The organism is Halospina denitrificans, assembly GCF_004364635.1.
In the GTDB taxonomy this organism is placed as follows: domain Bacteria; phylum Pseudomonadota; class Gammaproteobacteria; order Pseudomonadales; family Oleiphilaceae; genus Halospina; species Halospina denitrificans.
The window spans coordinates 1-23,307 of sequence record NZ_SOAX01000003.1; the positions used below are offsets into that span (position 1 = coordinate 1).

At 59.4% G+C, this 23,307-nt stretch carries 21 protein-coding genes; 13 read left to right on the top strand and 8 right to left on the bottom strand.

The genetic code is table 11. The features are described from left to right. Nucleotides 1–128 precede the first annotated feature (128 nt). The 4 genes from DES49_RS07030 to msrA all read left to right on the top strand — a co-directional run bounded on the left by DES49_RS07030 (nucleotide 129) and on the right by msrA (nucleotide 3,960). The gene (locus tag DES49_RS07030) at nucleotides 129–1,055 is read left to right on the top strand and encodes a glycosyltransferase family 2 protein (RefSeq protein WP_166646022.1); all 927 of its coding nucleotides are present in this window, start codon (nucleotides 129–131) and stop codon (nucleotides 1,053–1,055) included. Nucleotides 1,056–1,175: 120 nt separating this feature from the next. After that, nucleotides 1,176–2,732, top strand: coding sequence for an exosortase/archaeosortase family protein (locus tag DES49_RS07035; protein ID WP_166646023.1), 1,557 nt, complete (start codon nucleotides 1,176–1,178; stop codon nucleotides 2,730–2,732). Nucleotides 2,733–2,819: 87 nt separating this feature from the next. After that, the gene (msrB, locus tag DES49_RS07040) at nucleotides 2,820–3,359 is read left to right on the top strand and encodes a peptide-methionine (R)-S-oxide reductase MsrB (RefSeq protein ID WP_133735714.1); all 540 of its coding nucleotides are present in this window, start codon (nucleotides 2,820–2,822) and stop codon (nucleotides 3,357–3,359) included. A gap of 4 nt (nucleotides 3,360–3,363) precedes the next feature. Continuing rightward, a complete protein-coding gene (msrA, locus tag DES49_RS07045) occupies nucleotides 3,364–3,960 on the top strand; it encodes a peptide-methionine (S)-S-oxide reductase MsrA (protein ID WP_133735715.1) in 597 nt (198 codons plus the stop codon). On the opposite strand, the gene DES49_RS07050 is transcribed toward msrA, so the two are convergent. Beyond that, nucleotides 3,957–4,883, bottom strand: coding sequence for a DMT family transporter (locus tag DES49_RS07050; protein ID WP_133736136.1), 927 nt, complete (start codon nucleotides 4,881–4,883; stop codon nucleotides 3,957–3,959). The two genes, msrA and DES49_RS07050, sit on opposite strands and share 4 nt — an antisense overlap. Before the next feature lie 100 nt (nucleotides 4,884–4,983). Between DES49_RS07050 and DES49_RS07055 the strand changes: the two genes are divergently transcribed. After that, the gene (locus DES49_RS07055) at nucleotides 4,984–5,331 is read left to right on the top strand and encodes a DUF6694 family lipoprotein (protein ID WP_133735716.1); all 348 of its coding nucleotides are present in this window, start codon (nucleotides 4,984–4,986) and stop codon (nucleotides 5,329–5,331) included. 14 nt (nucleotides 5,332–5,345) lie between these two features. Continuing rightward, nucleotides 5,346–5,726, top strand: a complete 381-nt coding sequence (locus tag DES49_RS07060) for a PilZ domain-containing protein (RefSeq protein WP_133735717.1) — start codon at nucleotides 5,346–5,348, stop codon at nucleotides 5,724–5,726. 6 nt (nucleotides 5,727–5,732) lie between these two features. On the opposite strand, the gene DES49_RS07065 is transcribed toward DES49_RS07060, so the two are convergent. The 3 genes from DES49_RS07065 to DES49_RS07075 all read right to left on the bottom strand — a co-directional run bounded on the left by DES49_RS07065 (nucleotide 5,733) and on the right by DES49_RS07075 (nucleotide 9,876). Continuing rightward, nucleotides 5,733–7,568: a putative bifunctional diguanylate cyclase/phosphodiesterase gene (locus DES49_RS07065; protein WP_166646024.1), complete on the bottom strand. Its 1,836-nt coding sequence runs from the start codon at nucleotides 7,566–7,568 to the stop codon at nucleotides 5,733–5,735. Nucleotides 7,569–7,769: 201 nt separating this feature from the next. Further along, nucleotides 7,770–8,270: a helix-hairpin-helix domain-containing protein gene (locus DES49_RS07070; RefSeq protein ID WP_133735719.1), complete on the bottom strand. Its 501-nt coding sequence runs from the start codon at nucleotides 8,268–8,270 to the stop codon at nucleotides 7,770–7,772. Nucleotides 8,271–8,346: 76 nt separating this feature from the next. Then, nucleotides 8,347–9,876: a bifunctional GNAT family N-acetyltransferase/carbon-nitrogen hydrolase family protein gene (locus DES49_RS07075; protein ID WP_133735720.1), complete on the bottom strand. Its 1,530-nt coding sequence runs from the start codon at nucleotides 9,874–9,876 to the stop codon at nucleotides 8,347–8,349. A gap of 153 nt (nucleotides 9,877–10,029) precedes the next feature. Here DES49_RS07075 and DES49_RS07080 point away from each other — a divergent pair, with 153 nt between their 5' ends. After that, on the top strand, nucleotides 10,030–10,566 hold the full coding sequence (locus DES49_RS07080) for a DUF4442 domain-containing protein (RefSeq protein ID WP_133735721.1): 537 nt from the start codon (nucleotides 10,030–10,032) through the stop codon (nucleotides 10,564–10,566). A gap of 12 nt (nucleotides 10,567–10,578) precedes the next feature. On the opposite strand, the gene DES49_RS07085 is transcribed toward DES49_RS07080, so the two are convergent. After that, a complete protein-coding gene (locus DES49_RS07085) occupies nucleotides 10,579–12,576 on the bottom strand; it encodes a transglycosylase SLT domain-containing protein (RefSeq protein ID WP_133735722.1) in 1,998 nt (665 codons plus the stop codon). Between the two features lie 189 nt (nucleotides 12,577–12,765). After that, nucleotides 12,766–12,960: a hypothetical protein gene (locus DES49_RS07090; protein WP_133735723.1), complete on the bottom strand. Its 195-nt coding sequence runs from the start codon at nucleotides 12,958–12,960 to the stop codon at nucleotides 12,766–12,768. A 203-nt stretch (nucleotides 12,961–13,163) separates the two neighbouring features. Here DES49_RS07090 and DES49_RS07095 point away from each other — a divergent pair, with 203 nt between their 5' ends. Genes DES49_RS07095 through DES49_RS07120 form a run of 6 tightly spaced genes read left to right on the top strand, consistent with a single transcriptional unit; the run spans nucleotide 13,164 to nucleotide 21,390 of the window. Continuing rightward, complete coding sequence (locus tag DES49_RS07095) at nucleotides 13,164–14,282, top strand: efflux RND transporter periplasmic adaptor subunit (protein ID WP_133735724.1); 1,119 nt, start codon at nucleotides 13,164–13,166, stop codon at nucleotides 14,280–14,282. Next, nucleotides 14,279–17,434, top strand: a complete 3,156-nt coding sequence (locus DES49_RS07100; RefSeq protein ID WP_133735725.1) for an efflux RND transporter permease subunit — start codon at nucleotides 14,279–14,281, stop codon at nucleotides 17,432–17,434. The genes DES49_RS07095 and DES49_RS07100 overlap by 4 nt, the downstream gene beginning before the upstream one ends. After that, complete coding sequence (locus tag DES49_RS07105) at nucleotides 17,431–18,273, top strand: CPBP family intramembrane glutamic endopeptidase (RefSeq protein WP_133735726.1); 843 nt, start codon at nucleotides 17,431–17,433, stop codon at nucleotides 18,271–18,273. Before DES49_RS07100 ends, DES49_RS07105 begins: the two co-directional genes overlap by 4 nt. Before the next feature lie 14 nt (nucleotides 18,274–18,287). Then, a complete protein-coding gene (locus DES49_RS07110; protein WP_166646025.1) occupies nucleotides 18,288–19,424 on the top strand; it encodes a serine hydrolase domain-containing protein in 1,137 nt (378 codons plus the stop codon). A gap of 3 nt (nucleotides 19,425–19,427) precedes the next feature. Then, nucleotides 19,428–20,435: an Acg family FMN-binding oxidoreductase gene (locus tag DES49_RS07115; RefSeq protein ID WP_243864943.1), complete on the top strand. Its 1,008-nt coding sequence runs from the start codon at nucleotides 19,428–19,430 to the stop codon at nucleotides 20,433–20,435. Between the two features lies 1 nt (nucleotide 20,436). After that, nucleotides 20,437–21,390 (top strand): M23 family metallopeptidase, encoded by a 954-nt coding sequence (locus DES49_RS07120; protein ID WP_133735728.1) that lies wholly within the window; start codon nucleotides 20,437–20,439, stop codon nucleotides 21,388–21,390. A 209-nt stretch (nucleotides 21,391–21,599) separates the two neighbouring features. Here DES49_RS07120 and acuI read toward each other — a convergent pair whose 3' ends face one another. Further along, complete coding sequence (gene acuI / locus DES49_RS07125; RefSeq protein WP_133735729.1) at nucleotides 21,600–22,580, bottom strand: acrylyl-CoA reductase (NADPH); 981 nt, start codon at nucleotides 22,578–22,580, stop codon at nucleotides 21,600–21,602. Between the two features lie 46 nt (nucleotides 22,581–22,626). Then, complete coding sequence (gene acuR / locus DES49_RS07130) at nucleotides 22,627–23,259, bottom strand: acrylate utilization transcriptional regulator AcuR (protein WP_133735730.1); 633 nt, start codon at nucleotides 23,257–23,259, stop codon at nucleotides 22,627–22,629. Nucleotides 23,260–23,307: the final 48 nt, after the last annotated feature.

The following is a 23,307-nucleotide window of genomic DNA, read 5'->3' on the forward strand; positions in this document are numbered from 1 at the left end:
GACGACGGCACAGTGCTTTGGGCTATGTCAGTCCCATGGACTACGAGCTCAAAACCAGTGCTTAACCGAGTGTCCGTTTTCAGTGGGGCAGATCATAACCTTGGATTCAAGATAAAGGAGGCGTCGCCGTGACGTCGGACACCGTTGAAGGGGATGGCCTTCAGGTGATCGCTGAACCTCTTGTCAGCCTGATCCTGATCACTGCTAACCGGGCTGATTGGCTGGAAGCCGTATTGGATTCCATCCAGGCTCAAGAGGAGGAGCGCTGGGAACTCGTAGCGGTGGACTGTGGCTCCCAGGACAATACGTTGGAGCTGCTCGAGAGTCGTGCCTCTGATGATTCTCGGGTTCGGGTTCTGTCGATTGAGGAGACGGACAAGGCTGTTGGCCGTCGTTATGGCCTCCAGAAGGCCAAGGGACGATATCTGGCATTTCCTGATGTGCACAGCCACTGGTCGCCTGAATTCCTGACTCGACTTCTTAGAGAATTTGATGAATGTCCTGAAAGCACAGGCATAACCTATGTGTCAGCCGATATTCTGGGGAGCGAAGGCGAGGTGAACCGGACGCTTCCGGAAGAGCTGCGGTATGGCGCCATGGTATGGGAGTTGTTCGAGAAACCTGAACTCGCCCTCTCGGCATTACTGATTCGCCGCAAGGTTATTAAACCCCTTGAGAAGACTGGAATGCGATTCTGGCTTTCCAATGACCATGGGCTGCTGATCTGGTTGGCCTACAGGATGCCTCTTAAATTTTGTGACGGGGAGGGGATGGTCCAGGTTCGCCCCATTGAGGAACGGCTCCCATCCTATTTGGAGTCCGTATCCGAAGCCCGCGGAGAGGCCCTGACCCACGCCCTGGAAAACCTTCCACGAATTGTTCCCTCCCGATTTGCCCGCCGCTGTCTTGCAGACTTTTACCGTGCTCGCTCGGTTTCGCTCGCTAACAACGGAGATACGGGCGATGCATTCAGTTGCGCACTGCAAGCTTTGATGTACCGACCGCTGTGGCCGCGTGCCTGGCAGCAGCTTCTGCGGCTTGTCGTGAAAGGCTAGCTGCAATGCGACACTCTCGCGGGAATGCGCCGCGCCGTATTGTGCTCAAGCACTGATGCCTGCAGAATCAAGCTGTTTCGGGAATTCTCGAACCGAATAACGCTGACAAGGATGAACCGCATGGAAGGAACTGCCTCTGGCCCCCGTATGAACCGGCTTGCTCCGGTCCTGATGTTGCTGGCGCTTTTTGCCGCCACTGGCAGCACCTGGCTTTTGACCATGGATCGCTGGCTCAAACTGGATGAATCCTATTCCCATGGGTTTCTGCTGTTAGTGATTGCCGTGGTACTTGCGGTCCGCACCTGGCTCCGGGAAAGGCCTGTAGCCGGCTTCTATCCCCTCTGGTTGTTACCGTTTGTGGCCGGAATTGCCATCTACCTTGCTGGCGAACTGCTGATGGTGCAGGCGTTGCGTCAGATCGTACTGGTGCCGCTGATCCTAGGGGGCATGGCGGTGCTCTGGGGATGGCGGCAACTGGTGCCCTTTATCGTGCCTGTCGGTGTTCTCTTTTTCGCCATCCCGGTCTGGGATTTCATCAGCTGGCCGCTTCAGCTCATCACCACGTCGGTAAACCAGTTGTTACTTGGGGCATTTGGCGTTGAGTTCGAGGTTGAAGGGGTATTTATCTACCTGATTGGGATCGGGGCGTTTGAGATTGCCAACGGCTGCTCCGGATTGCGGTATCTGCTGGTGGGTTTGACCCTGAGTTTTCTTTACGGCGAGTTGAATTATCGGCGTTGGTCGAGCCGGATTATGCTGGCGGTAACCGCCGTTCTGTTTTCGTTAATTGCGAACTGGATCCGGGTGTTTGTGATCATTCTGGCCGGGTATCTTACCGACATGGAGTCTGGCCTGATCGAGGAGCACGATTTCTTTGGCTGGTGGGTCTTCGCGGGCACCCTGGTACCGGTTTTTCTCATTGGGCGCAGGCTTGAAAAGCGGTCCGCGGAGCAGGAACCAGCCTATTCCATAGAACCGGGGCGGGAGAGGACCCGGGGTCAATCGTCCAGATCAGACTGGATCGGCCTTGGGTTTACCGTGGTCATTCCGCTTGCGGCAGTTCTGTTTTTCGGTGGAAGCCAGGCGCAGCTTGAGACCCGGATGCAGACCTATGATCTGTCCCCGCTGCCCTCAGAGCAGTGGTCGCCCATGTTCCAGAAGGAGCTCCAGGGCTGGCGGCCCCAGATTAAGCGAACGGATCGATCCCTGGAGAAAACGTTTTTCCTGAAGGATGGGCTTCAAGCTGGTGAGGCTCCGGAGCAGTCAAGCTTTGTGGGCCTCTATACCTATGATCCCCAGCGGGGCGGCCGGGAAATCGTGATGTACGGTAATCGCCTGTATGATCGTGGGGATTGGTTGCCGGAAGCCACTTTTGATGTGCCAACCAGCAATGGCGTGACCTGGCAGGGCCTGACCCTGCGCCAGCGCGCCTCGGACAAGCGCCTGCACCTGGCCTACGGGTACTATGTGGAGTCCTACTGGGAGACCGATGAGGTCCGCGCCAAGCTGGCCCAGCTCTTCGGTGCTTTCAATCCGCGCAGTGATGGCTCGCTGATGATCGCGGGGCTCTATTGCGAGGACTGTGACGGACAGCAGGCAGTAGGGGAGCTGGCTCGGACGCTTCAGCCCCGATTGCAGGAGGCAGTCGATGGGGTTGCGAGCGAGTCGGCTCAATGAGACCTATATACCATGCACTACAAATGCAAACCGTGCGTGTCTCCAGAGCGTAAAATGAAGTAGAGCCAATTCCGCTTGGAGCGCCATATGAACCGCAGAAGCTTTGTATCCTCGATGATGGCCGCAGGCTTCCTGTTAATGGTCCCGGCCAGTTTCGCCTCCGCCCGCGACATCAAGTACTACCACGACTTTTCCGTTACCGATGATGCGCTCAAGCCGCTTGAGCGCGATGCCAGCTGGTGGCGTGAGCGCCTGGATGATGACGCCTGGGGAATCCTCTTTCAGGAGGAAACGGAACCCGCCCACTCCAGCCCCCTGGACAAACAGACCAGCAAGGGCAGCTACGTCTGTGCGGCCTGTTACCTGCCACTGTTCAGTTCCGACACCAAGTACGACAGCGGCACGGGCTGGCCCAGCTTTTGGGCGGCCCATGAGGCACACATGGGGACGAAGACGGATTATAAAATGTTCTGGCCGCGGACCGAGTACCACTGCATCCGTTGTGGCGGCCATCAGGGGCATGTGTTCGATGATGGGCCGGAGCCGACTGGAAAACGCTGGTGCAACAATGGCCTGGCGCTCAAATTTATACCAGAGGGTGAAGCGTTGCCCGGGTTGAGAGGTTGATGGTATGAGATGGTTTGGAGCGGCGTTGGTCGCGGTTATTACGCTGTCAGCCCCGGTGTTGGCCCAGAGCCAGGATCAGGATGTGGAGACAGCAATCTTCGCGGGCGGGTGCTTCTGGTGCATGGAGCCGCCTTACGACAAGCTTGACGGTGTTCTAGCCACCACCAGCGGTTTCAGCGGGGGTGACATTGAAGATCCTTCGTATGAGGAAGTTGCTGGCGGAAACACGAAGCATATTGAAGTTGTCCAGGTCCGTTATAACCCGGACAAGGTCAGTTACGGGAAACTGCTGGACGTGTTCTGGAAGAACATTGACCCGTTCGATGACGGGGGCCAGTTCTGTGATCGGGGCTACCAGTACACCACCGCCATCTTCGTGAACAGCGAGGAACAGCGTGAGGCGGCGGAGGCGTCCAAGCGTGAGCTGAAGGGGCGATTTGATCAGCCCATTGTGACGCCCATCCGGAATGCAAAACCCTTTTACGCCGCAAAGGAATACCACCAGAACTACTACGAGAAGCGCCCGCTGCGTTACAAGTTCTATCGTACGTCCTGCGGCCGTGATGGGCGCCTCGACGAAGTCTGGGGCGAGGACCGCTAGCGCTGCAGGGTGCTGCTGAGCAGCGAGCGTACGGTCTGCCAGCGGTTGATCAGCAGCGCGGTGAAGATGATGGCGCAGCCGGCGAACTGCTGGAGCACCATGGTTTCCCCGAACCAGCCGGCGGCAAAGAGCGCGACCCAGATGGGCTCCATGGAGAGGATCACCACCCCGTGACTGTGGGCTGACAGGCTCTGGGCCCAGGTCTGTACAAAGAAGCGGGCAGCGGTGCCGACAATGGCGCTGAGCACGATCCAGAGCACCAGGTTGCTGCCGAAGTCGCTGAACGTGGGCTCCCAGGGCTCCAGTGAGAAGGACAGGACCAGTGTGACCAGGCCGACGGTGAGCAGGGCAAGGGTTGTCAGCGGGTAGACCGGAACGGCCGCTCGATGGGACTGCCTGCCGGCCGGATTGGCATTGGCGGCCCTGGAGTTGAGCGTGAAGTAGAACGCCAGCACCAGGGCGGCGAGCAGGAAGAAGAATTGGCCCGCTTCCGGATCGAAACCATCATCCAGCGAGAGCAGGGCAAGGCCGGCCATGGCCACGGGCAGGGCGAACCAGGTGGTCGCGGGCTGGCTTTCCGCGAAGACGAGCCGGGCAATGACCGGCACGAATACCACGTTCAGGCTGATGATGAAGGCGCCTTCCCCGATATGGCTGGTCAGGTGAAGGCCGGTCACCCAGCAGCTCATTCCCGCGCCGAACACCAGTCCCACCTTGAAGGCCCGGCGCAGTTGCTGGCCCGTGAGCCCCTGGAAATGCTTATACCCCACCACACCAAGCACCCCACCGGCGAGCAGGAACCGCAGTGACAGGAACAGCAATGGTGGCATGGCGAGCACGGCTTCCCGAGAGAACATCCAACTTATGGCGGCAAGCAGGGCAGCCAGGACAAAGAGAAGGTCGGATTTTATGGTACTGGACAACGCCACTGTGAACTCCGCACGGAAACCTCGGAAACGGGACTTTACCGCTTGAGCACCGTCGACCACAATAAAGCTACTGATTATAAGGGAGGAAGATTCAATGAAGCAGCATCTGGGATTGCTGGCCGTCGCGCTCATGGCCTTTTTCATTGCGGCCTGTAGTGGCGGAGAGCCGGCCATGGATACGTCTACGGACGAGGCCATGGAGGCCTCCTATACCGAGATTGCGGAGAGCCTCTCAGACGAGAAGCGTCGCAAGTTCGAGGAGGCCCTGAGCAGCGTCTATATGGAAGGCGCACTGAACCATATGGACTCCGACATGTCCGAGGATGAGATCATGGATCGCGTCAATGAGGACGTCCATGGCAAGACTGCTGACGAGATCATCTCGATGGCGGAAAACAGCGAAGAGCGCATCCAGGAAAAGATGCAGGAAATGCAACAATAAGCCGGGAGAATTCTATGAACGAGCGCCGTCGGCAGCAGCGTCTGCCCTGGGTGTCCATGGATGCCCGGGTCAAGCTTCGCAAGGGGCTGATCGGATCCACCTGGATCAGTGTGAACGTGGTTGACTACAGCCGTCTTGGAATTGGCATTGTGACCGAGGAAGAGGTCTTCAAGCCGGACAGTCGCGTCCAGGTGAGCCTTCGCCTGGGCACCGAGGTGGGTGAGCTGACGGTGGACCAGGTGTCCGCCCATGTCCGTCACAGCGAGCCCCACGAAAACGGCCATTTCTATGGGCTCGAGTTTGATGAGGATCCGGGTAAGGGTGTGACTGAATCACTGGAACGGATTGAAGGGATCCTCAACCGTCATCAGAACCTGACGGAGCGTATGCAGTAAACGGCGTCAGGCCTTGAGTTCCCGGGGCCTGTCGTTATCCCCGCTGAAGTAGTGGTACAGATCGTCAAAGGTCATGGGTGTGGCGTATCGATAGCCCTGCACGAGGCTGCACCCATGCATTTTCAGGAAGTATTCCTGCTCTTCCGTTTCCACGCCTTCGGCAACAACGGCCATGTCCATCTGCCGTGCGATGGCGATGATGGAGGTGGCGATATCAGTGTTGCCGGCGTCGGCGGGCATGTTCCTTACAAAGGTCTGGTCAATCTTGAGCCTGTCCACAGGCAGTGAGCGCAACAGCTTGAGGCTGGAGTAGCCGGTGCCGAAGTCGTCAATGGTAATGGTTACACCGGTGGACTGGATGCGCGCCATCTGCTCGCGGACGCTATGCAGATCGTCCATCAACATGCTTTCGGTGATGTCGATCTCCAGGAAGCGCGCCTCAAGCCCGGAGGTTCTCAGGGCAAATTCGATAATGTTCTGAAGGCCGGGATCCCGGAATTGACGTTCTGAGAGGTTCACCGCCACCCGTACCCCACGGCCCAGAAGCTGGTGCAGGAGCTTGATCTGCATACAGGCATTCTGCAGGACCCAGTTGCCCATGGGCATGATCAGGCCGGTATCTTCCGCCACCGGCAGGAATTCATCCGGCATGATTTCACCCCTTTCGGGATGCTGCCAGCGGATCAGGGCTTCCATGGCCGTGATGTCGCCGGTGTTGAGATCCACCTGGGGCTGGAAAAGCAGGTGGAATTCATCGTGGCGCAACGCCTGGCGCAGTTCCCGCTCCAGGGACATGAGCTGAACGGCGCGCTCGTTGAGGGTTTCGGTGTAGAAGTCGTACTGGTCGCGCCCCTTATCCTTGGCCCGGTAGAGGGCCAGGTCGGCGTTCTTCATGAGCACGTCATGGGTCATGCCGTCATTCGGCGCCGTGGTAATACCGATGCTGGTGGAGATCAGGACTTCCTGGCTCTTGAGGCGGATGGGCGCCTTTAGACTGGCCAGGATGTTCTCGGCGATCATGGTCAGGTCCTTGGCGTTGGAAACGTCATGGAGCAGGATGGTGAATTCGTCACCGCCCATCCGGGCCACCGTGTCCTGGGCGCGCACGCAGGACTTAAGGCGATCCCCGACGGTGAGCAGCAGCAGGTCCCCGGCGTCATGGCCGAGGCTGTCGTTCACCTGCTTGAACTGGTCGAGGTCCAGGAAGAGCAGGGCGATCTGGTTGCCGCGCCGGCCAATGGACTGCAGAGCCTGTTCCAGCCGGTCCTTGAACAGGCGCCGGTTGGCGAGGTTGGTGAGGCTGTCGAAGAGGGCGAGCTGCTCCATGCGCTCGTGGGCTATCTTGAGTTCCGTGATGTCCACGGCCGAGACAATGTAGTTGGCCGGGTTGCCGTTGGCATCCAGCACGGAGGAGGTGGTGACGGCGGTCCAGAGGGGCGTGGAGCCGTTGGTGCGGCACAGGAGTTCACCCTTCCAGTGCGGCTGCAGGCAATCCAGGAAGTTGGTCAGAACACCGGTCTCTGTGCCGGCCAGGTTAACAGTGGCGCTGAGGCCGGCGACGGAATTACCGAGCATCTGCTCCGGGGAGAAGCCGGTCAACTGGCAGAAGCGCTCGTTCACGAACTCGATGTGGCCTTCCGCATCCGTGATCAGGATCATGGCGCCACTGTTCATCACGGCGCTGGAGAACTTCGTCAGGGTGTTCTCGCGTTCATCCTGCTGGCGGCGGGTAGCGGCGAGGCGCAGGCTGAGGACGACCACCAACCCGATCAGGCCCAATGCGACGCCCAAGACGATCAGTGTTCCCGCAGTAGTCAGCCATGCTGGTAAAGCCAGTGCCATGGGCGCCATCCTATCCTGTACTGGTCCCCGAACGTGGATTCCTCAGTACCCACAGTAGTCAAGATCAGGTCCATCGTAGGGAATTGCGTCACAAATGGCTTGCAGTTAGAAAAGATTTTACGTGTTACAGAATGTAAACGAATATTGCAGCCCGTAACGAGGGAGGGGCGCGGACCTTTCAGACCCGTGCCCCGGGCGGACTCAGACCAGTTTCCTGGCCTCGGCCTGCCAGCTCGAGAAGCTCTTGAGATGTTTGAAATCCTCAAGTTTCTTCTGGTCGTCAGCGGATGGGTTGGCGATCTGCTTGATTGAGGTGATGCCCTTGGCCTGCATTTTCTTGGCCGTGGCCGGACCAACACCCTTGATCTGTGTCAGGTCGTCCTTGGTCTTGGCGCCCGAAGCGGACTTGGTGCCAGAGGACTTGCTACCGGAGGACTTCTTGGCCGTGCTGCCGCCGGAGGTCTTTTTCTGGGTGGTTGATGCCCCGGAAGAGGCTGACTTGCCAGCCGTTTTTGAGGATGTGCTGGTGCTTTTCGCGGATTTCTTCGGCGCCTTCTCGGCGAGACCGACGCGCTCCATCATCTGCTCACGCAGCTCCTGGACCTGGTTCTGGAGGCTGTCGATGCGTTTGAGCGCATCACTTACAAGACCTTCCACGCGTTCAAAAACTTTGTTGACGCCCATTTTATCTTTTTTCCCCATGATGATTCTCCCTGCGGAGTTCCTGTTGAGTCAGAGCCGTTAAAACATTTCAAGTCTAACATTTTCCTGTCCGGGGTCACCCCCGCCACTTGAGATCATACAGGTCAGGGCGGCGGTCTTTAAGATTCGTGACCGATCCTTCTGCGCGAATGACCCGCAATTTATCAAGATCCAGATCCGAGAACATGATCATTTCGGTGTTGGGCGTGGATTCGGACATCACCGCGTCGTGCGGGAATGCGAAATCCGAGGGTGAGAAAACGGAGGACTGGGCGTACTGCACGTCCAGGCTTTCCACCCTGGGAAGGTTGCCCACACTTCCCGTAATTACAACATAGCATTCATTCTCCACGGCGCGCGCCTGGGCGCAGTTGCGCACGCGCAGGTAACTGTTCTTGGTGTCCGTCCAGAAGGGCACGAAGATGATGTCCACGCCGCCTTCCTCGGTCGCGGCGATGCGGCTGAGTTCCGGGAATTCCACGTCGTAGCAGATCTGGATCATGACGCGCCCGGCGTCAGTCTCGAATACACCCAACTCGTTGCCGCCCTCGATGACCCAGTCACGGCGTTCGTGGGGGGTGATGTGGATCTTGCGCTGCTCGTCGATGCGACCGTCCCGGTGGCACATATAGGAGACGTTGTAGATGCGGTCGTCCTCGAACAGCGGCATGGAACCGGCAACAATGTTGATGTTGTAGCTCACCGCCATCTGCGACATTTCGTCCCGGAACTTCTCGGTGAAGGCCGCCAGGAACCGGATGGCCTTGGTCTGATCCGTCTGGTCCGTTAGGCCCATGAGCGAGGCGTTGAAGAACTCCGGAAAGACGGCGAAGTCGCTCTTGTAGTCGGACAGCGCGTCCACGAAGTACTCCACCTGGCGCAGCACCTCGTCCACGGAGTTGAACTCACGCATCTGCCACTGAACCGCACCCAGCCGGATCTGGCTCTTGCGGGATGCCAGAACCGAGTTGGGCGGCTCGAACATAATGTTGTTCCACTCGAGGAGTGTGGCATAACCTTTTGATTTCTCGTCCTCCGGGATGTACTTGTGGAGCAGGCGCTTGACCTGGAAGTCGTTCGAGAGCTGGAACGACAGGATGGGGTCGTAGATCTCCTTGCGGTGTACCTGCTTGATGTACTCGGCGGGGTTCATTTCCTCCGCATACTTGCGGTAGCCCGGAATCCGCCCACCGGCCAGGATGGCGCGCATATTCAGGCTGCGGCACAGGTCCTTGCGGGCGTCATAGAGTCGCCGGCCAAGGCGGTAGCCGCGATAATCGGGGTGGATGAACACATCCAGCCCATAGAGGGTGTCGCCCTCGGGGTAGTAGAGGATGCGGTCATTCTTCATGACCAGATCGTCGTAGGTGTGTGGGTTGGAGAAGCGCTGGTAATCGACGCGCGCCGTGAGCGCTACCGCCACCAGCCGGCCATTGTCCTCGATGCAGATCTGGCCATCCGGGAACTTCTCGATCATGTGCTTGATGGTATCCCTGGGCCAGGCGCCCCCGATGTCCTGATACACCAGGTCCATCAGTTCCCTGAGCTGGGGGTAGTCGCGTAGTTCCAGATTTCGTGTCTGGAGATGAAGTTCTTCGTGCGCCATCAAGCTGAATGTCCTCCGGTCGGTTTTCAGCGTCTCGCTTTGAATCGGCCATGGTAATCACTGCACGGGCATCGGTACAGCGCTCTGGCACCATAACGCGCATTCTCAACTGTGCTAGAGTAGCGCTTTTCAAAGTCTGAGACGGGAACTGACATGAGCGTTTTCAACACTGTTGCCCCGCGCATGCGGGACTATTTCGAGCAGCTTGAGGCATCCGGCCGGCCGGTTCCGGGGCTGGCGGATTTTGAGAAGAAGGTGGGGTACGGCCTGTTTAACCGTTTGATCGCGATCAGTGTGCCGTTCACCCGCCGGAACGGGTTCTCGGTTGTGGAGCTGCGTTCCGGGTATCTGCGGGCCCAGCTCAGCCGCAAGGGCAACCGCAACCACCTGGGTACGGTCTACGCCGGTGCCCAGTACCTGCTGGCTGAGATTCCTTTCGGGGCGCTGTCACTGGTGGAATTCGGTGGCCGTCTGATCCCGGTGCTCAAAGACCTGCACATTTTCTATGACGCGCCCGCACGGACGGATCTTGAGGTTGAGTTGACGCTGGATCCGGAGCGCAAGGCGAAAATAGAGAAGGATGTGTCGGAGAAGGGCAAGGCGGAGCTTATCCTGGAGCTCCACCTGAAGGACAAAAAAGGGGACGTGGTCTCCCGGGCCTTCGCCAATTACCAGGTCCGGCCCGTCTGAGGTTCTTGCCGCTTATTCGTCGAGGCACATGCAGGCCAGCTCGCGCTTGGTCAGCAGGTGTCCCGGCGGCTCCCCCCGGCGATAGCCATAGATGACCGTATAGGCCATGACGCGCCGAACGTACTGGCGGGTTTCATGGTAGGGCATGGTTTCAACCCAGATATCTGAGTCCAGGTCAGCGGTGTCCTCACCCAGCCACTGACGCACACGATGCGCCCCGGCATTGTAGGCGGCCGTCGCCAGTATCCGGTTGTTGTTAAATTCCTTGAGCAACTTGCTGAGGTGCGCCGTCCCGAGCTGGATGTTGGCTTGCGGGTCGAGCAGGGTGGTGAGGTTGTTGTAGGGCATGCCCGTCTCCCTGGCTGTCTGCTGTGCTGTTGCCGGCAGCAGCTGGAGCAGCCCCACGGCGCCCCGGTGGGAACGGGCGTCATGGCGGAATGCGCTTTCCTGGCGCGCCAGCGCATAGATCCAGTTCACATCGAGCCCCTGTTCGCGGGCGGCGGTGTGGAACTGTTCCCGGTAGGCGAGGGGGAAACGCATGGCGAGGTGATCCCAGGCGCTGGTCGCTATCGCACCCTGGACGCCCTGTTCATGCCAGCCCCAACCCTGGGCCAGCCGCGAGGCCAGCAGGATCTGCCGATCATCCAGGCCGGCCCGCATCTGACGCCATTCACGCCGCGCTTCATCCAGCCGGTTCAGCTTGTAGAGCTCGCGGGCACGCTTGAGCGCCGGTTTGGCGGAAACCTTTGATACCTGATCCTTCTCGAAAACCAGCCCCTTGTGATTCAATTCATAGGGCTTGCCGAGCTGGTCGGCGGCCATGAACCCGTAAAACGAGCGGCTGCCGGCAATGGTTTCAAAAATGGCCTGGGCAGCCCGCGGATGACCGGTCTGGTCCAGGGCCCGTGCCAGCCAGTATTGCCAGTCCGCCTCGCTGCTGAGCGAGTGGGGCATTGTCTTGATGGCGTCGAGCGTCCCTTCCCAGTCCCGCTTGCGCAGGGCAATACGCACGCGCCATTCGTGAAGGGTCTCGTCATCATTGTACTGGAGCGCGGAATCGAGCCACTTGGCGGCGTCCTCGTGGAATCGGGTCGCCAGAATCAAACCCAGGCGCTTCTCAATCCGGCCTACGTCTTTCTCGGCAAAACTGAATCGGTCCCGGTAGAACGGCCAGACTTTGGCGGCTTTCTCTGGGTTGGTCTGAACCAATCGCTGGATGGCGTGAGCGACCACCGTTGCCGCGCGTGGGTGGTGGCGGTCGAAATTGTGGGACAGGCGAAGCTGGTCCGGGCGGTGATGCAGCTGGATGAGCCGGCTGCTGTAAGTGCGATCGTCGCTGTGGAGGTAGCGCCTGAGGTAACTGGCGAGGTTATAGTTGCCGGCCTCCAGGGCGTTCTGGAACCGGGTCCAGGCCAGGTCTGCCGTCAGCCCGCCGTTGTCGCGCCAGTAATCCAGCAGTGGATTGCAGGCCTCGGGCAGGGAGTAGCCGCTGCGCCAGAGATCGGGAGCCTGGTTCATGACATGCGCGTGATTGCCTGTCTTGAGCTGGGCTCGCAGTGCCAGGCATCGAAGGCGGTCACCGCCTGTGCTGCCATCGTGTTCACGGGCCAGTGTTTCCCACTCGCCACTGTCCCCCAGGTGAAGCAGCCACGCCCAGCGCAGGCGATGCGCCTTGGGGATGTGGCCGTAGGCGGCCATCATTTCATCGATTTCCCCGCGTGTTGCGACGAAAAGCCGCTTCTGCATGCGCAGCAGTTCCAGATAGGAATAGAGGGGATAGTCTTCCAGGGATGCGCGGAGTTCCCTGTAGCGCTCCAGATTCCTCTGTTCCAGCGCCTTCTCGGCCTCGAGGAAGCGTTCCCGCTGATCCTCCAGGCTATTGGGTGTTTTATTGACGGAGACAACACGCTCATCGCTGCCGTCAGGTGGTGCCTGCAGCGATGCGAGGGCCGGCGCTCCGGAGGTGACTGCCAGTGCCGCCGTTATGATCAATGAAAAGGGTTTGAACATCCCTGAGTAACCTCGTCGTATGGGTCTGGAATAGAGTTGCTATGTGGTTCGGCTTCCAGTGCGAAACCACGATCCATTTATAGCAGAATGCGAGGCCCGCCGCGTAACGATTTTGTGACATCGTAATGCAGAGGTGAAAAAGGGAGTATGCGGCGTGGGCCGTTGATTACGGGCCCACGCTATTGGTGGTTAGTAGGTGATACCGTGGCGGTCATAGATCTCCTTGACCTCCCGTGATTGCTCCTCCGGCAACATCACTCGGATCATCTGCTCTTCCTCGTCAATATAGATCAGTTCCTGCGGGATCTCGCTTCCCATAAGATCCTCACGGACATTACGCGCCTGATCGATATTTTGAAACTTGCCGCTGATTGCCTTGCTCATGATTCCCTCCATTTTCTCCCGCATTACACAGTTGACTGACAGTGCCGCCTGTTCTCAAGTATACGTCATGCGACTATAAAAAAGTCTTTCCCGTTTTCCTTGAGACTATACTTTCAGGGGCGGAATTGACCCCAGTCAATCCGAACGCCACACCCCCCTTGCTAAATTGAACCGCTAACCTACCACCCAACCCAGATAAGCCGATGGAAACCCCGGAAAAGCGTTCCCTGAGCCACCACCGTTCGGCGCTGATTGCCGGGCTCATTTTCATTGCTGCCGCCCTTTGGATGCTTTCGGGTCTTTTCAGTGCTCCTGACTCGCACAACTCCGGGGAAACTGGGGCAAAGCAGGCCGACGAGCCGGCGTCAGTGCGGGTCTTCGAGTCGCGACATCAGCTGATTCAGGATCGAGTCATTATTACGGGTCGCACCCTGGCGGATCGCAGCGTGGCGGTGAAGGCGGAAACGGACGGGGTGGTCGAGAAACTGCATTTCGAACGTGGGAACCGGGTGGCCCAGGGCGATCTTCTGGTGGAGCTGGCGATCGAGAGCCGGCAGGCGCGGCTGCAGGAGGCGCGCTCGCTGGTCGAACAACGTGAGATCGAGTTTCGGGCGGCGCAGCAGTTGCGCAGGCAGGACTCGATTGCGGAGACCAGCCTCGCCAGTGCCCGGGCGGCGCTTGAGGCGGCCCGGGCACAGCTGGAGATGGCGGTCTCGGAGGCGGAACGTACACGGATCAGGTCACCCATCGAGGGCTTGATCGAGACCCGCGATGTGGAGCAGGGCGATTTTATGAGCCGGGGGGCACCGGTAGCCACGGTGGTGGATCTGAACCCGATCCGGGTGAAGGGTTCACTGTCCGAGCGTCACCTCAACAGGATCGAGATTGGCAGCCGCGCCGAGGTGAGGCTGATCAACGGGTCCGTTCACGAGGGTGAAGTGGCGTTTGTGGGCCGGGTAGCCGAGGCGGGAACGCGCACTTTTCCCGTCGAGGTAGTCATCGAAAATGACGACAGGGCCATCATCGAGGGTCTGACTGCCGAGGTTACGCTCTTTGCCGACGAGCTCGCCGCGCACCGTGTGCCCTCATCCATGCTGACGCTGGCCGATGACGGCACTCTGGGCGTCAAGGGGGTGAATGGGGCCGGCGAGGTGGTCTTTTATCCGGTGGAGGTGGTGAGGGATACATCTGATGGTGTGTGGCTGACCGGGCTTCCGGAGTCGGCGCGCCTGATCGCGGTGGGGCATGAGTTTGTGAGCGTGGGGCAGCCGGTGCAAACGGTGCCCTACGAGGGCTTCGAAACGCCCGGAGACAGCGGATGAACGGCTGGGTCGAATGGCTGTTCAGTCGTCACCGGGCGGTGTTGTCCGCCCTGGCGTTGCTGCTGATCGCGGGCGCCTGGGCCTATCTGGATATCGCCAAGGAGGCGGAACCGGATGTGGATATTCCCTATGTGTTCGTACACGTGGGATTGGAGGGCGTGTCTCCGGAAGACGCCGAGCGGTTGCTGATTCGTCCCATGGAAGTGGAGCTTCGCGGAATCGACGGGCTGAAGGAGATGCAGGCCAGCGCATCGCAGGGTGGCGGCGAGATCGTGCTGGAGTTCGATGCCGGCTTCGACGCCGACGCCGTTCTCCAGGACGTGAAGGACGCGGTGGACAAGGCTGAACCGAAGCTGCCCCCCAATGCGGACGAGCCCGTGGTTCAGGAGATCAACACCAGTATCTTTCCGGTACTGCTTGTGACACTGGCTGGGGACGTGCCCGAGCGCACGCTGCAGCAGTTGGCACGCACCACACGCGATGAAATCGAATCCGTGACCAGTGTATTGGATGTGACCATCGCCGGGGAGCGCGAGGAGGTGGTGGAGGTCATCGTTGACCCACTCAGGATCGAGAGCTATGGCCTTCGGGCCGATGAGATCATCCAGTACCTGAGTCGCTCCAACCGGTTGGTGGCCACGGGTAACCTGGATACCGGCGACGGGCGCTTTGCCATCAAGGTCCCGGGGCTGATCGAAACCACTGAGGACGTGCTCGATATGCCGGTCAAGGTCGAGGGCGAGGCTGTTGTGCGCGTCCGGGACATTGCCACCGTCAAGCGCACCTTCAAGGACGCCGAGGGCCACGCCCGGGTAAACGGGCTACCGGCAGTGACCCTTGAGATTACCAAGCGCACCGGCGAAAACGTGATTGATACGGTGGCGGCCGTGCGTGACCGGGTGGACAGGCTCAAGGCTGACTGGCCATCCAACCTGGTGGTCACTTACAGCCAGGACCAGTCCGAGTTCATCGAGATGATGCTCACGGATCTGGAGAACCACGTGGTGAGTGCCGTGGTGCTTGTGATGATTGTGGTGGTCGGGGTTCTGGGGCTGCGCTCTGGCCTGCTGGTCGGTGTCTCCATCCCCGGTTCCTTCCTGGCCAGCATCCTGGTGCTGCACCTGATGGGCTATACCGTGAACATGGTGGTGCTGTTTGGGCTTATCCTGGCCATCGGCGTCCTGGTTGACGGCGCCATAATGGTGGTGGAATACGCTGAGCGCCACATGGCGGCAGGCGAGGATCGTTTCCGGGCCTACGCCCTGGCGGTGCGGCGTATGGGAAGCCCTATTATCTCAGCCACCCTCACCACCCTTGCCGCGTTTCTTCCCATGCTGTTCTGGCCGGGGATCGTGGGTGAGTTCATGCGCTATTTTCCCATTACGCTGGTGACCACGCTTACCGCGTCGCTGCTGATGGCCCTGATATTCGTGCCCACCCTGGGCGCCCATCTGGGTAAGGCCGGTGCCGAGGCCAGATGGCAGCGGCGCAACCTCCAGGCCGCCGAGTACGGCAACCTGGAAGAGATAACCGGGGCGGCCCGCCATTATCTGCGCGGGCTCGACAAGGCCCTGGATTACCCGGGGAGGGTGCTGGGGGTTACATTGGCTGGACTGCTCGCGGCGTGGATGCTGTATGGGATCTATGGCAAGGGCGTCGAGTTCTTCCCCACGGTGGAACCGGATTTCGCCACACTGCTGGTCCATGCCCGCGGCAATCTGTCCGTGGACCAGAAGGATGCGTTGGTTCGCGAAGTGGAGCAGGAAGTGCTGGCGTACCGGGATTCCTTCGAGAGCGTCTACGCCCGGACTGCCGGGGGAGGAGGCTTCAGTTTCATGGGCGATGTGGCCGAGGATGTGATCGGTCGCATTTCGGTTGAATTCGACGACTGGGATAAGCGCCCGCCCGCCAATGAGATCCTGCAGTCCATCCGCGAACGCACTGACGGGCTGGCTGGTCTCGAGGTTGAGGTGCGTAAGATGGAGGCTGGCCCCCCGGTGGGCAAACCAGTGCAGGTATTGTTGAGCGCCAGCGATCCCAGCAGGCTGCCGGCAGCGGTTGAGACAGTGCGCCAGCGCTTTCAATCCATGCAGGGACTCACCGATATTGAGGACGATCGCCCATTGCCCGGCATCGAGTGGGAGATGAAGGTTGACCGCGCCCAGGCGGCCAAGTTTGGAGTGGACGTCACCACCATCGGAAACGCCGCCCAGCTGGTGACCAACGGTCTGCGCCTCGCCAGTTACCGGCCCGACGATACCGACGAGGAAATCGATATTATCCTGCGCTACCCGGAGCGCTGGCGCACACTGGGCCAGCTCGACCAGCTGCGTGTGAACACGCCGGGTGGCGCGGTGCCCATCAGCAACTTCATCGAGCGCCGGGCTGAGCCCAAAGTGGCCAATCTGCGCCGGGTTGATTCGGCTCGGGCCATGGCGGTGCGCGCGAATACCGCCCCCGGCGTGCTGGCCGACGACAAGGTGCAGGAGTTGCGCGCCTGGCTGGCGACCGATCCGTTGCCCTCCGGCGTACAGTACGAATTCAAGGGCGAAGATGAGGAACAGCGTGCCGCTGAGGCATTTCTGGTGCGCGCGCTTTTCGTCGCGCTCTTTCTGATGGCGGTGATCCTGGTCACCCAGTTCAACAGTTTTTTCAGCGCCGCCCTGGTGCTTTCGGCCGTGTTGGTGTCCACTATCGGAGCGGTTCTGGGCTTATTGGTGACCAACCAGGCTTTCTCTATTGTGGTGACCGGCACCGGAATCATTGCCCTCGCCGGTGTCGTCGTCAATGACAACATTGTACTGATCGACACCCATGACCGTTTGCGGAAGCGCATAAGCGATCCGCGGGAAGTGATTCTGCGCACGGGCCTGTTGCGCCTGCGCCCGGTTGTGTTGACCACTATCACGACGGTTCTGGGATTGATGCCCATGATGCTGCGCATGAACATTGACCTGTTCAACCGTGAAATCGCCTTTGGCGCGCCCATCACGCAATGGTGGTTGAGCCTGGCGACGGCCATTGTGTTCGGGCTGGGATTCGCGACGGTTCTGACGCTTATTATTACGCCCTGCGCGCTGATGGCGCGGGTGAAGGTGCGCGAACGCCTGCACGGCAAGAGCGCCAACGCGGGGCATGGAGACAGCCCATGATTCCCGATTATCCCGAACAAGACGGCATCGACCTGAAGGCATTGATCCCCTTCGTCCTGGTTACCTTCCTGATCACCTGGAGCATCACGGGGTTCTATATTGTCTTCAACGATCTCGCCGCTGGATTGCTGGGACAGATATCGGGGACCCACCCGCTGTTTTTCCTGGCCGTCTGGGCGCCCGCCATCGCCGCCGTGGCGGTTATCCTTCATCGACGGGGTATGATCGGTCTGAAGCATTACCTTCGGCGTTTGGGGATATGGCGCATTCCTGCCGGCTGGCTGCTTTTCATTCTTGTTGGTATGCCGGGCGTCTTCTTCCTGGGAGCGTTCATCAAGGGCGCGCCCTTGCAGGCGCCGATCTTTTCGGACGGCGCTGCGGCTGTCCTGATGGTCATGGCCATCATGCTTGTCCTTGGGCCGGTGGAAGAGCTGGGCTGGCGGGGATTAGCGTTGCCCGTGCTCCAGCGGCACATGGCGCCGGTATGGGCCGCCATTCTGATTGGCGCGGTCTGGGGCGTCTGGCACCTGCCGGCATTTTACCTCAGTGGCGTGATTCATAGCGGGTGGGGCTTTGCGCCTTTTTTCATTGGCAACATCTGCCTGAGCCTTATCGTGACGCCCATCTTCAACAGAACCGGTGGCAGCATCCTCTGGCCCATGCTTTACCATTACCAGCTCATCAACCCGCTTTGGCCGGATGCCCAGCCTTACGATACCTATCTGCTGGTTGGTGTCTCGGTGCTGATTCTGGTTTTCTGGCGGGAGGAAATGTTTTCGAATAAAAATGCCTCCACCGTTGTGATTCCATCAACCACCCACTCAAAAACCCCAACATGATCCGCATCGGGTTATTGATCATTCTCGCAGGGCTGTCGTGCCTGGCCTCCGGCGCCACTGAAGAAAGGGTGCGCGAGGTGCTGTCAGACCTGCGGGAGCGCCATGGTTTCCCGGGGGCGACGGTTGCCTGGGCGGGTCCTGGCAATAAGGTTCGTACCCTGGCCGTCGGCATGGCGGATCCGGACAGTGAGAGGCCCATGTCGCCAGACACTCCTATGCTGGCCGCCAGTATCGGCAAGTCCTTCGTCGCTGCGGCCATCCTGCGCGCTGCTGAACAAGACCAGCTTGAGCTGGATTCTCCAATATCGACCTGGCTCGGTGACGAGGAATGGTTCCACCGGCTACCCAATCACAAGACCCTGACCCTGCGTCGTCTGCTGACCCATACGGGTGGTTTGCTTGACCATGTCTACCTTCCGGCATTCCAGGCACTATTGCGCCAGTCCCGCACCAGCGCGGATGCTCCGGATACCCAGGAACTGATCAGCCTGATACTCGATACGGAACCGTTGTTTGCTCCCGGAGAAGGGTGGGCGTACTCAGATACCGGTTACCTGCTGGCAGCCCGTGTTCTGGAGGCCGCGACGGGGTGCCCCTGGACGGATTACGTCCGGACCCACTTCCTGAAACCATTGGATCTTGAGGACACGGCCCCGACCAATCAGCGTCATCTACCAGGGTTGGCAATGGGTATCATCAGTTCAGAGAACCCATTCGGGTTACCCGAGCGCACCATGGATGAAAATGACCGGCTGGTGTGGCACCCAGCTGTGGAGGATGCCGGCGGCGGATTCGTCAGCACGGCTGGCGATCTTGCCCGTTGGGGCAGGGCGCTATGGTCTGGCCGACTGCATTCCGAGGCCAGTTTCAAAGCCATGATGACCGGTAAACCCGTGAGCGAGGAGCGTGAAGGGGTTACCTACGGACTTGGTGTGGTCATCGAGCCCACCGAACAATACGGCGAGGTCCGTGGCCACCGGGGCTGGATACCCGGCTATGTTTCTTCACTGAGGTACTACCCGGATTACGATATCGCGATAGCCCTGCAGATCAATTCTGATATTGGCATGCTTGGAGAGCAGGGAAGCCTGACGCAGGTGGAGGCCGAGGTCACCGAGGCCATCCTCACCCCGTACATGCAAGGAGAGTAAACAGTGAATTACTCGCAAAAGGTCAGAGAAATATGGCAGCCCCCAGAGCCGCAAACTGGAACGCCGGATTACAGGGAGCTTGTGCGCTACGCGACCCTGGCCGCATCCAGCCACAACACCCAACCCTGGCTATTCAAACTGGAAGATGGGCGAATACGGATTCTTCCTGATTTCTCAAGGCGTTGTCCGGCCGTGGATCCGGATGACCACCACCTTTACGCGAGCCTGGGCTGTGCCGCCGAGAATCTGATTCTGGCAGCGGAGGCGGCGGGGCTAAAGGGCTACTGCTCCTACGACGCCTCAACCTCGGGTGTACAGATTGATTTCGAGGAAACCACCCCCTTTCAATCATCGCTATTCAAGGCAATTACCCAAAGACAGTGTAGCCGCGTCGAATACGATGGATCGCCGCTCTCTGCTGAGCAGTTGCAGCTGCTGGAGCAAGCCGGGAAGGGCGATGGTGTCTCCATAATGCTGTTTACGGATGATGAGCAAAAAGAACAGATAGCCGGGTACGTCACCGCGGGTAACTCCGCTCAGTTTGGCGACTCTGCCTGGGGCCGGGAGCTTAAATCCTGGATTCGCTTTAGTGGGCGAGAGGCGGGAACCAGTGGTGACGGCCTGTATGGACCAGTCATGGGCAGTCCCAGCGTTCCCCGCTGGCTTGGGTTGTTAGCGATGCGATTCGGGTTTTCTGCGGAGAAGCAGAACCAGAAAGACGACCGGCACATCCGCAGCTCGTCGGCTGTTGCCGTACTGGTTTCCGATTCTGACGACAAACCCCATTGGATTGAAGCGGGCCGGTGCTATGAACGACTTGCCTTGCAGGCGGCTGCGTTGGAGCTCAAGACGGCGTTCATTAACCAACCGGTTGAGGTCCCGGACCTGCGCGGTGACTTTGCCCGCTTCCTGGGGATTGGGAATGGCCGTCCGGACCTTGTGCTGCGGATTGGGCGCGGACCTGCGGCACCCCGATCGCTGCGCCGCCCGGTGGAAGAGGTTCTTCTCTGAGATGCCCTGGATCACGGTACTTACCCAGTTGTTCCTGCCCGTCCTGTTGTTGGTTTGGCTCGCTCTGTTTCCGGCACCGGGCTCACTGGCTCTTGCGCTCCAGGGACTGTCTGTCGGTCTAGTGCTTTTCGGGCTCAGCTTTGCGGCCCTGTGGGCTCTACCTCCGTTCTGGGTGCCTTATCTGTACGGCCTGGTTTTTCTGTTGATCGTAATCCGGCAACTGATGACCATTCGTTCTTCCACCCATGGCCTCTGGCAGGCGTCAGTTGGCTCGCCCGTGCTTATCGCTGTAGTCGCTGGACTCGGAGTGCTTGGGGGGTACATGGGTATAGCCGCCATTCAGGGGCGGGTTACGCCCAACAGCGACGTGGTGGATATCGCGCCGCCGTTTGCCGCCGGTCATTTCCTGGTCGCGCATGGCGGGTCAACTGAGATGGCGAATGTCCATCTCCGAACACTGGATGAATCCGAAGAGCGTTTCCGGCCCTGGCGGGGCCAGAGCAGGGGGCTGGATATCTTTCGCATTACCCCCTGGGGATGGCATATGAGCGGATGGTGGCCGGCGGATCCGGCCCAGTACACGACCTTCGGTACCCCTGTTGTAGCGCCCTGCAGCGGCAGGGTAGCGAAGGTCGTCGATCGGTTTGAGGACATGACCGTTCCTGAAATGGACGGTGACAACAAAGCCGGTAATTATATTGCCGTCGACTGTGGTGATTTCGTGGTAATTCTCGCGCACCTGCGTCAGGGAAAGATGGCGGTTGCTGAAGGAGATCAGTTACGTGTTGGGGATACCCTGGGCGAAGCGGGCAACTCGGGAAACAGTTCCGAACCGCATCTGCATATTCACGCCCAGCGCGGGTTGCCCGCGGGGTCACCCTTGGGCGGGGAGCCGTTATGGCTGACCATCGACGGACAGTTTTTGGCACGCAACGAAAGACTCCATGTTCCGTGATTGCCGGTCCTGTTTTGGTAAACCCCACCAGTAATCGGAATAGCTTTGCTCTGGGCGCCAGCGACGACGCTCACCGCACTCAATAGCGCAGCAGCCCCGGCCCGCAGCTTGCTCTCTGCGAAAGGAAGGTGACGGTCCTTTTAGCATAGAACAGAAAAAACCAAATCCGTTGGATCGTCACTTCCTGCTCGCATTTGGCCCCTGCAAGGTCACGTCATATCAACAACGACCCTCCCTCTGATCTTTCCTTCCAGCAGGTCGTCGGCAGCACCTATCGCCTGGTCCAGCGTAAGGGACTGAGTAATGGTGGTCAGCTGTTCCGGATCAAGAAGCTCACCCAGTCTGCGCCAGGCCTCGACTCGGTAGGCCAGGGGCTTCATGACGCTGTCGATACCCGCCAGCGTGACACCACGCAGTATGAAAGGAGCGACGCTGGCTGGTAGATCCATGCCTTGAGCCAGGCCACAGCAAGCAACGGTCCCGTCATATTTCGTAGAAGCGAGCACGTTGGCAAGCGTGTGACTGCCAACACAGTCGATTGCGCCGGCCCAGCGTTCCTTGGCTAATGGGCGCCCCGGCTCGGAGAGTTCGTGGCGGTCAATCACGCCCTCCGCGCCCAGCCCACGCAGATACTCTGACTCTTCCAGGCGTCCCGTAGAGGCAACAACGTGATAGCCCAGCCGCGCCAGCAGTGTAATGGCATAGCTCCCCACGCCACCGTTGGCACCAGTGACGAGGATTTCCCCCTGATCCGGAGTAACACCGTGGCTTTCCAGCGCCATAACCGCCAGCATGGCCGTATAACCGGCCGTACCGATCGCCATGGACTGATAGGGTGTGAAAGCGGCGGGTTGGGGGATCAGCCAGCGGCTATCGAGCCGTGCTTTCTCTGCCAATCCACCCCAGTGTTTTTCGCCCACGCCCCAGCCGTTGAGCAGCACCGTATCCCCAGGCTTGAAATCGGATGCGGAGGACTCCTCCACAACCCCTGACAGATCGATTCCCGGCACCATGGGGAACTGCTTAACGACGGGCCCCTTGCCAGTGATGGCGAGCGCATCCTTGTAATTGAGCGTACTGGATTGGACCCGCACAGTGACGTCGCCATCAGGGAGCTCCGATTCATCCAGCGACTTGATCTCCACCCGCTGCTCGCCATCCTGCTTATCAATAAAAACTGCGTTGAACATTGGTTACCTCTTTTTGTAGACGAACGTCTATTAATCAATAAAAAATTTACCGGGGCAAACCGTCCAGAAAGGTTTCGACAAACGTATCGAGCGGGCGGGCCGTAGCCTCCAGCCTCGCTCGCATGACGGCCCCCTCCCAACCGATCCAGAACGCTTCTGCCAGGCGATCACAGTCGGCTGATTGAGACAGTTCACCCATTTGCTGCGCCTCACGCAGACAGTAAGCCATCCGCTGTTGCCAGTCCTTGAGCGTTTCCTGCAGCCATGCTCGATAACCCTGGGGGAGGACGTTCGCTTCCTGTCCCAGATTTCCCACCAGGCATCCACGTTGGAAGCTATGCCGTTGCATACCTTCCTTCGCGTCCGCAACGAAGGCGCTTATCCGTTGCAGGGGCGGGAGGGAATCATTGAGTAAATGGCTATCAAGCTTCTTTGCGAAATAATTTGCGTAATGCTCCAGGATCGCGTATCCAAAGGCTTCTTTGCTTGAAAAGTAATAGTAGAACGAGCCCTTGGGTACGCCGACACGCTTGAGGATGCCGTCAATGCCGGAGACGGCAAACCCCTGTTCGGTCAACACCTCCGTCCCGCTGCGAATAAGCGCGGCACGGGTGTCGATGTCGTCACGAGGGACCTTGGGCGGGCGACCTCGCCGTTTTTTAGGTAGCGTTTTCTCCATTGGGTTAATATAGACTAGGTGTCTATAAAATTAAACCCCGACCGACGA

Excerpts from the sequence above, each read along its gene's own strand:
- DES49_RS07035 (WP_166646023.1), top strand. The coding sequence starts at position 1,176 with ATGGAAGGAACTGCCTCTGGCCCCCGTATGAACCGGCTTGCTCCGGTC.
- msrB (WP_133735714.1), top strand. The coding sequence starts at position 2,820 with ATGAACCGCAGAAGCTTTGTATCCTCGATGATGGCCGCAGGCTTCCTG.
- msrA (WP_133735715.1), top strand. The coding sequence starts at position 3,364 with ATGAGATGGTTTGGAGCGGCGTTGGTCGCGGTTATTACGCTGTCAGCC.
- DES49_RS07055 (WP_133735716.1), top strand. The coding sequence starts at position 4,984 with ATGAAGCAGCATCTGGGATTGCTGGCCGTCGCGCTCATGGCCTTTTTC.
- DES49_RS07060 (WP_133735717.1), top strand. The coding sequence starts at position 5,346 with ATGAACGAGCGCCGTCGGCAGCAGCGTCTGCCCTGGGTGTCCATGGAT.
- DES49_RS07065 (WP_166646024.1), bottom strand. The coding sequence starts at position 7,568 with ATGGCACTGGCTTTACCAGCATGGCTGACTACTGCGGGAACACTGATC.
- DES49_RS07070 (WP_133735719.1), bottom strand. The coding sequence starts at position 8,270 with ATGGGGAAAAAAGATAAAATGGGCGTCAACAAAGTTTTTGAACGCGTG.
- DES49_RS07075 (WP_133735720.1), bottom strand. The coding sequence starts at position 9,876 with ATGGCGCACGAAGAACTTCATCTCCAGACACGAAATCTGGAACTACGC.
- DES49_RS07080 (WP_133735721.1), top strand. The coding sequence starts at position 10,030 with ATGAGCGTTTTCAACACTGTTGCCCCGCGCATGCGGGACTATTTCGAG.
- DES49_RS07085 (WP_133735722.1), bottom strand. The coding sequence starts at position 12,576 with ATGTTCAAACCCTTTTCATTGATCATAACGGCGGCACTGGCAGTCACC.
- DES49_RS07090 (WP_133735723.1), bottom strand. The coding sequence starts at position 12,960 with ATGAGCAAGGCAATCAGCGGCAAGTTTCAAAATATCGATCAGGCGCGT.
- DES49_RS07095 (WP_133735724.1), top strand. The coding sequence starts at position 13,164 with ATGGAAACCCCGGAAAAGCGTTCCCTGAGCCACCACCGTTCGGCGCTG.
- DES49_RS07100 (WP_133735725.1), top strand. The coding sequence starts at position 14,279 with ATGAACGGCTGGGTCGAATGGCTGTTCAGTCGTCACCGGGCGGTGTTG.
- DES49_RS07105 (WP_133735726.1), top strand. The coding sequence starts at position 17,431 with ATGATTCCCGATTATCCCGAACAAGACGGCATCGACCTGAAGGCATTG.
- DES49_RS07120 (WP_133735728.1), top strand. The coding sequence starts at position 20,437 with ATGCCCTGGATCACGGTACTTACCCAGTTGTTCCTGCCCGTCCTGTTG.
- acuI (WP_133735729.1), bottom strand. The coding sequence starts at position 22,580 with ATGTTCAACGCAGTTTTTATTGATAAGCAGGATGGCGAGCAGCGGGTG.
- acuR (WP_133735730.1), bottom strand. The coding sequence starts at position 23,259 with ATGGAGAAAACGCTACCTAAAAAACGGCGAGGTCGCCCGCCCAAGGTC.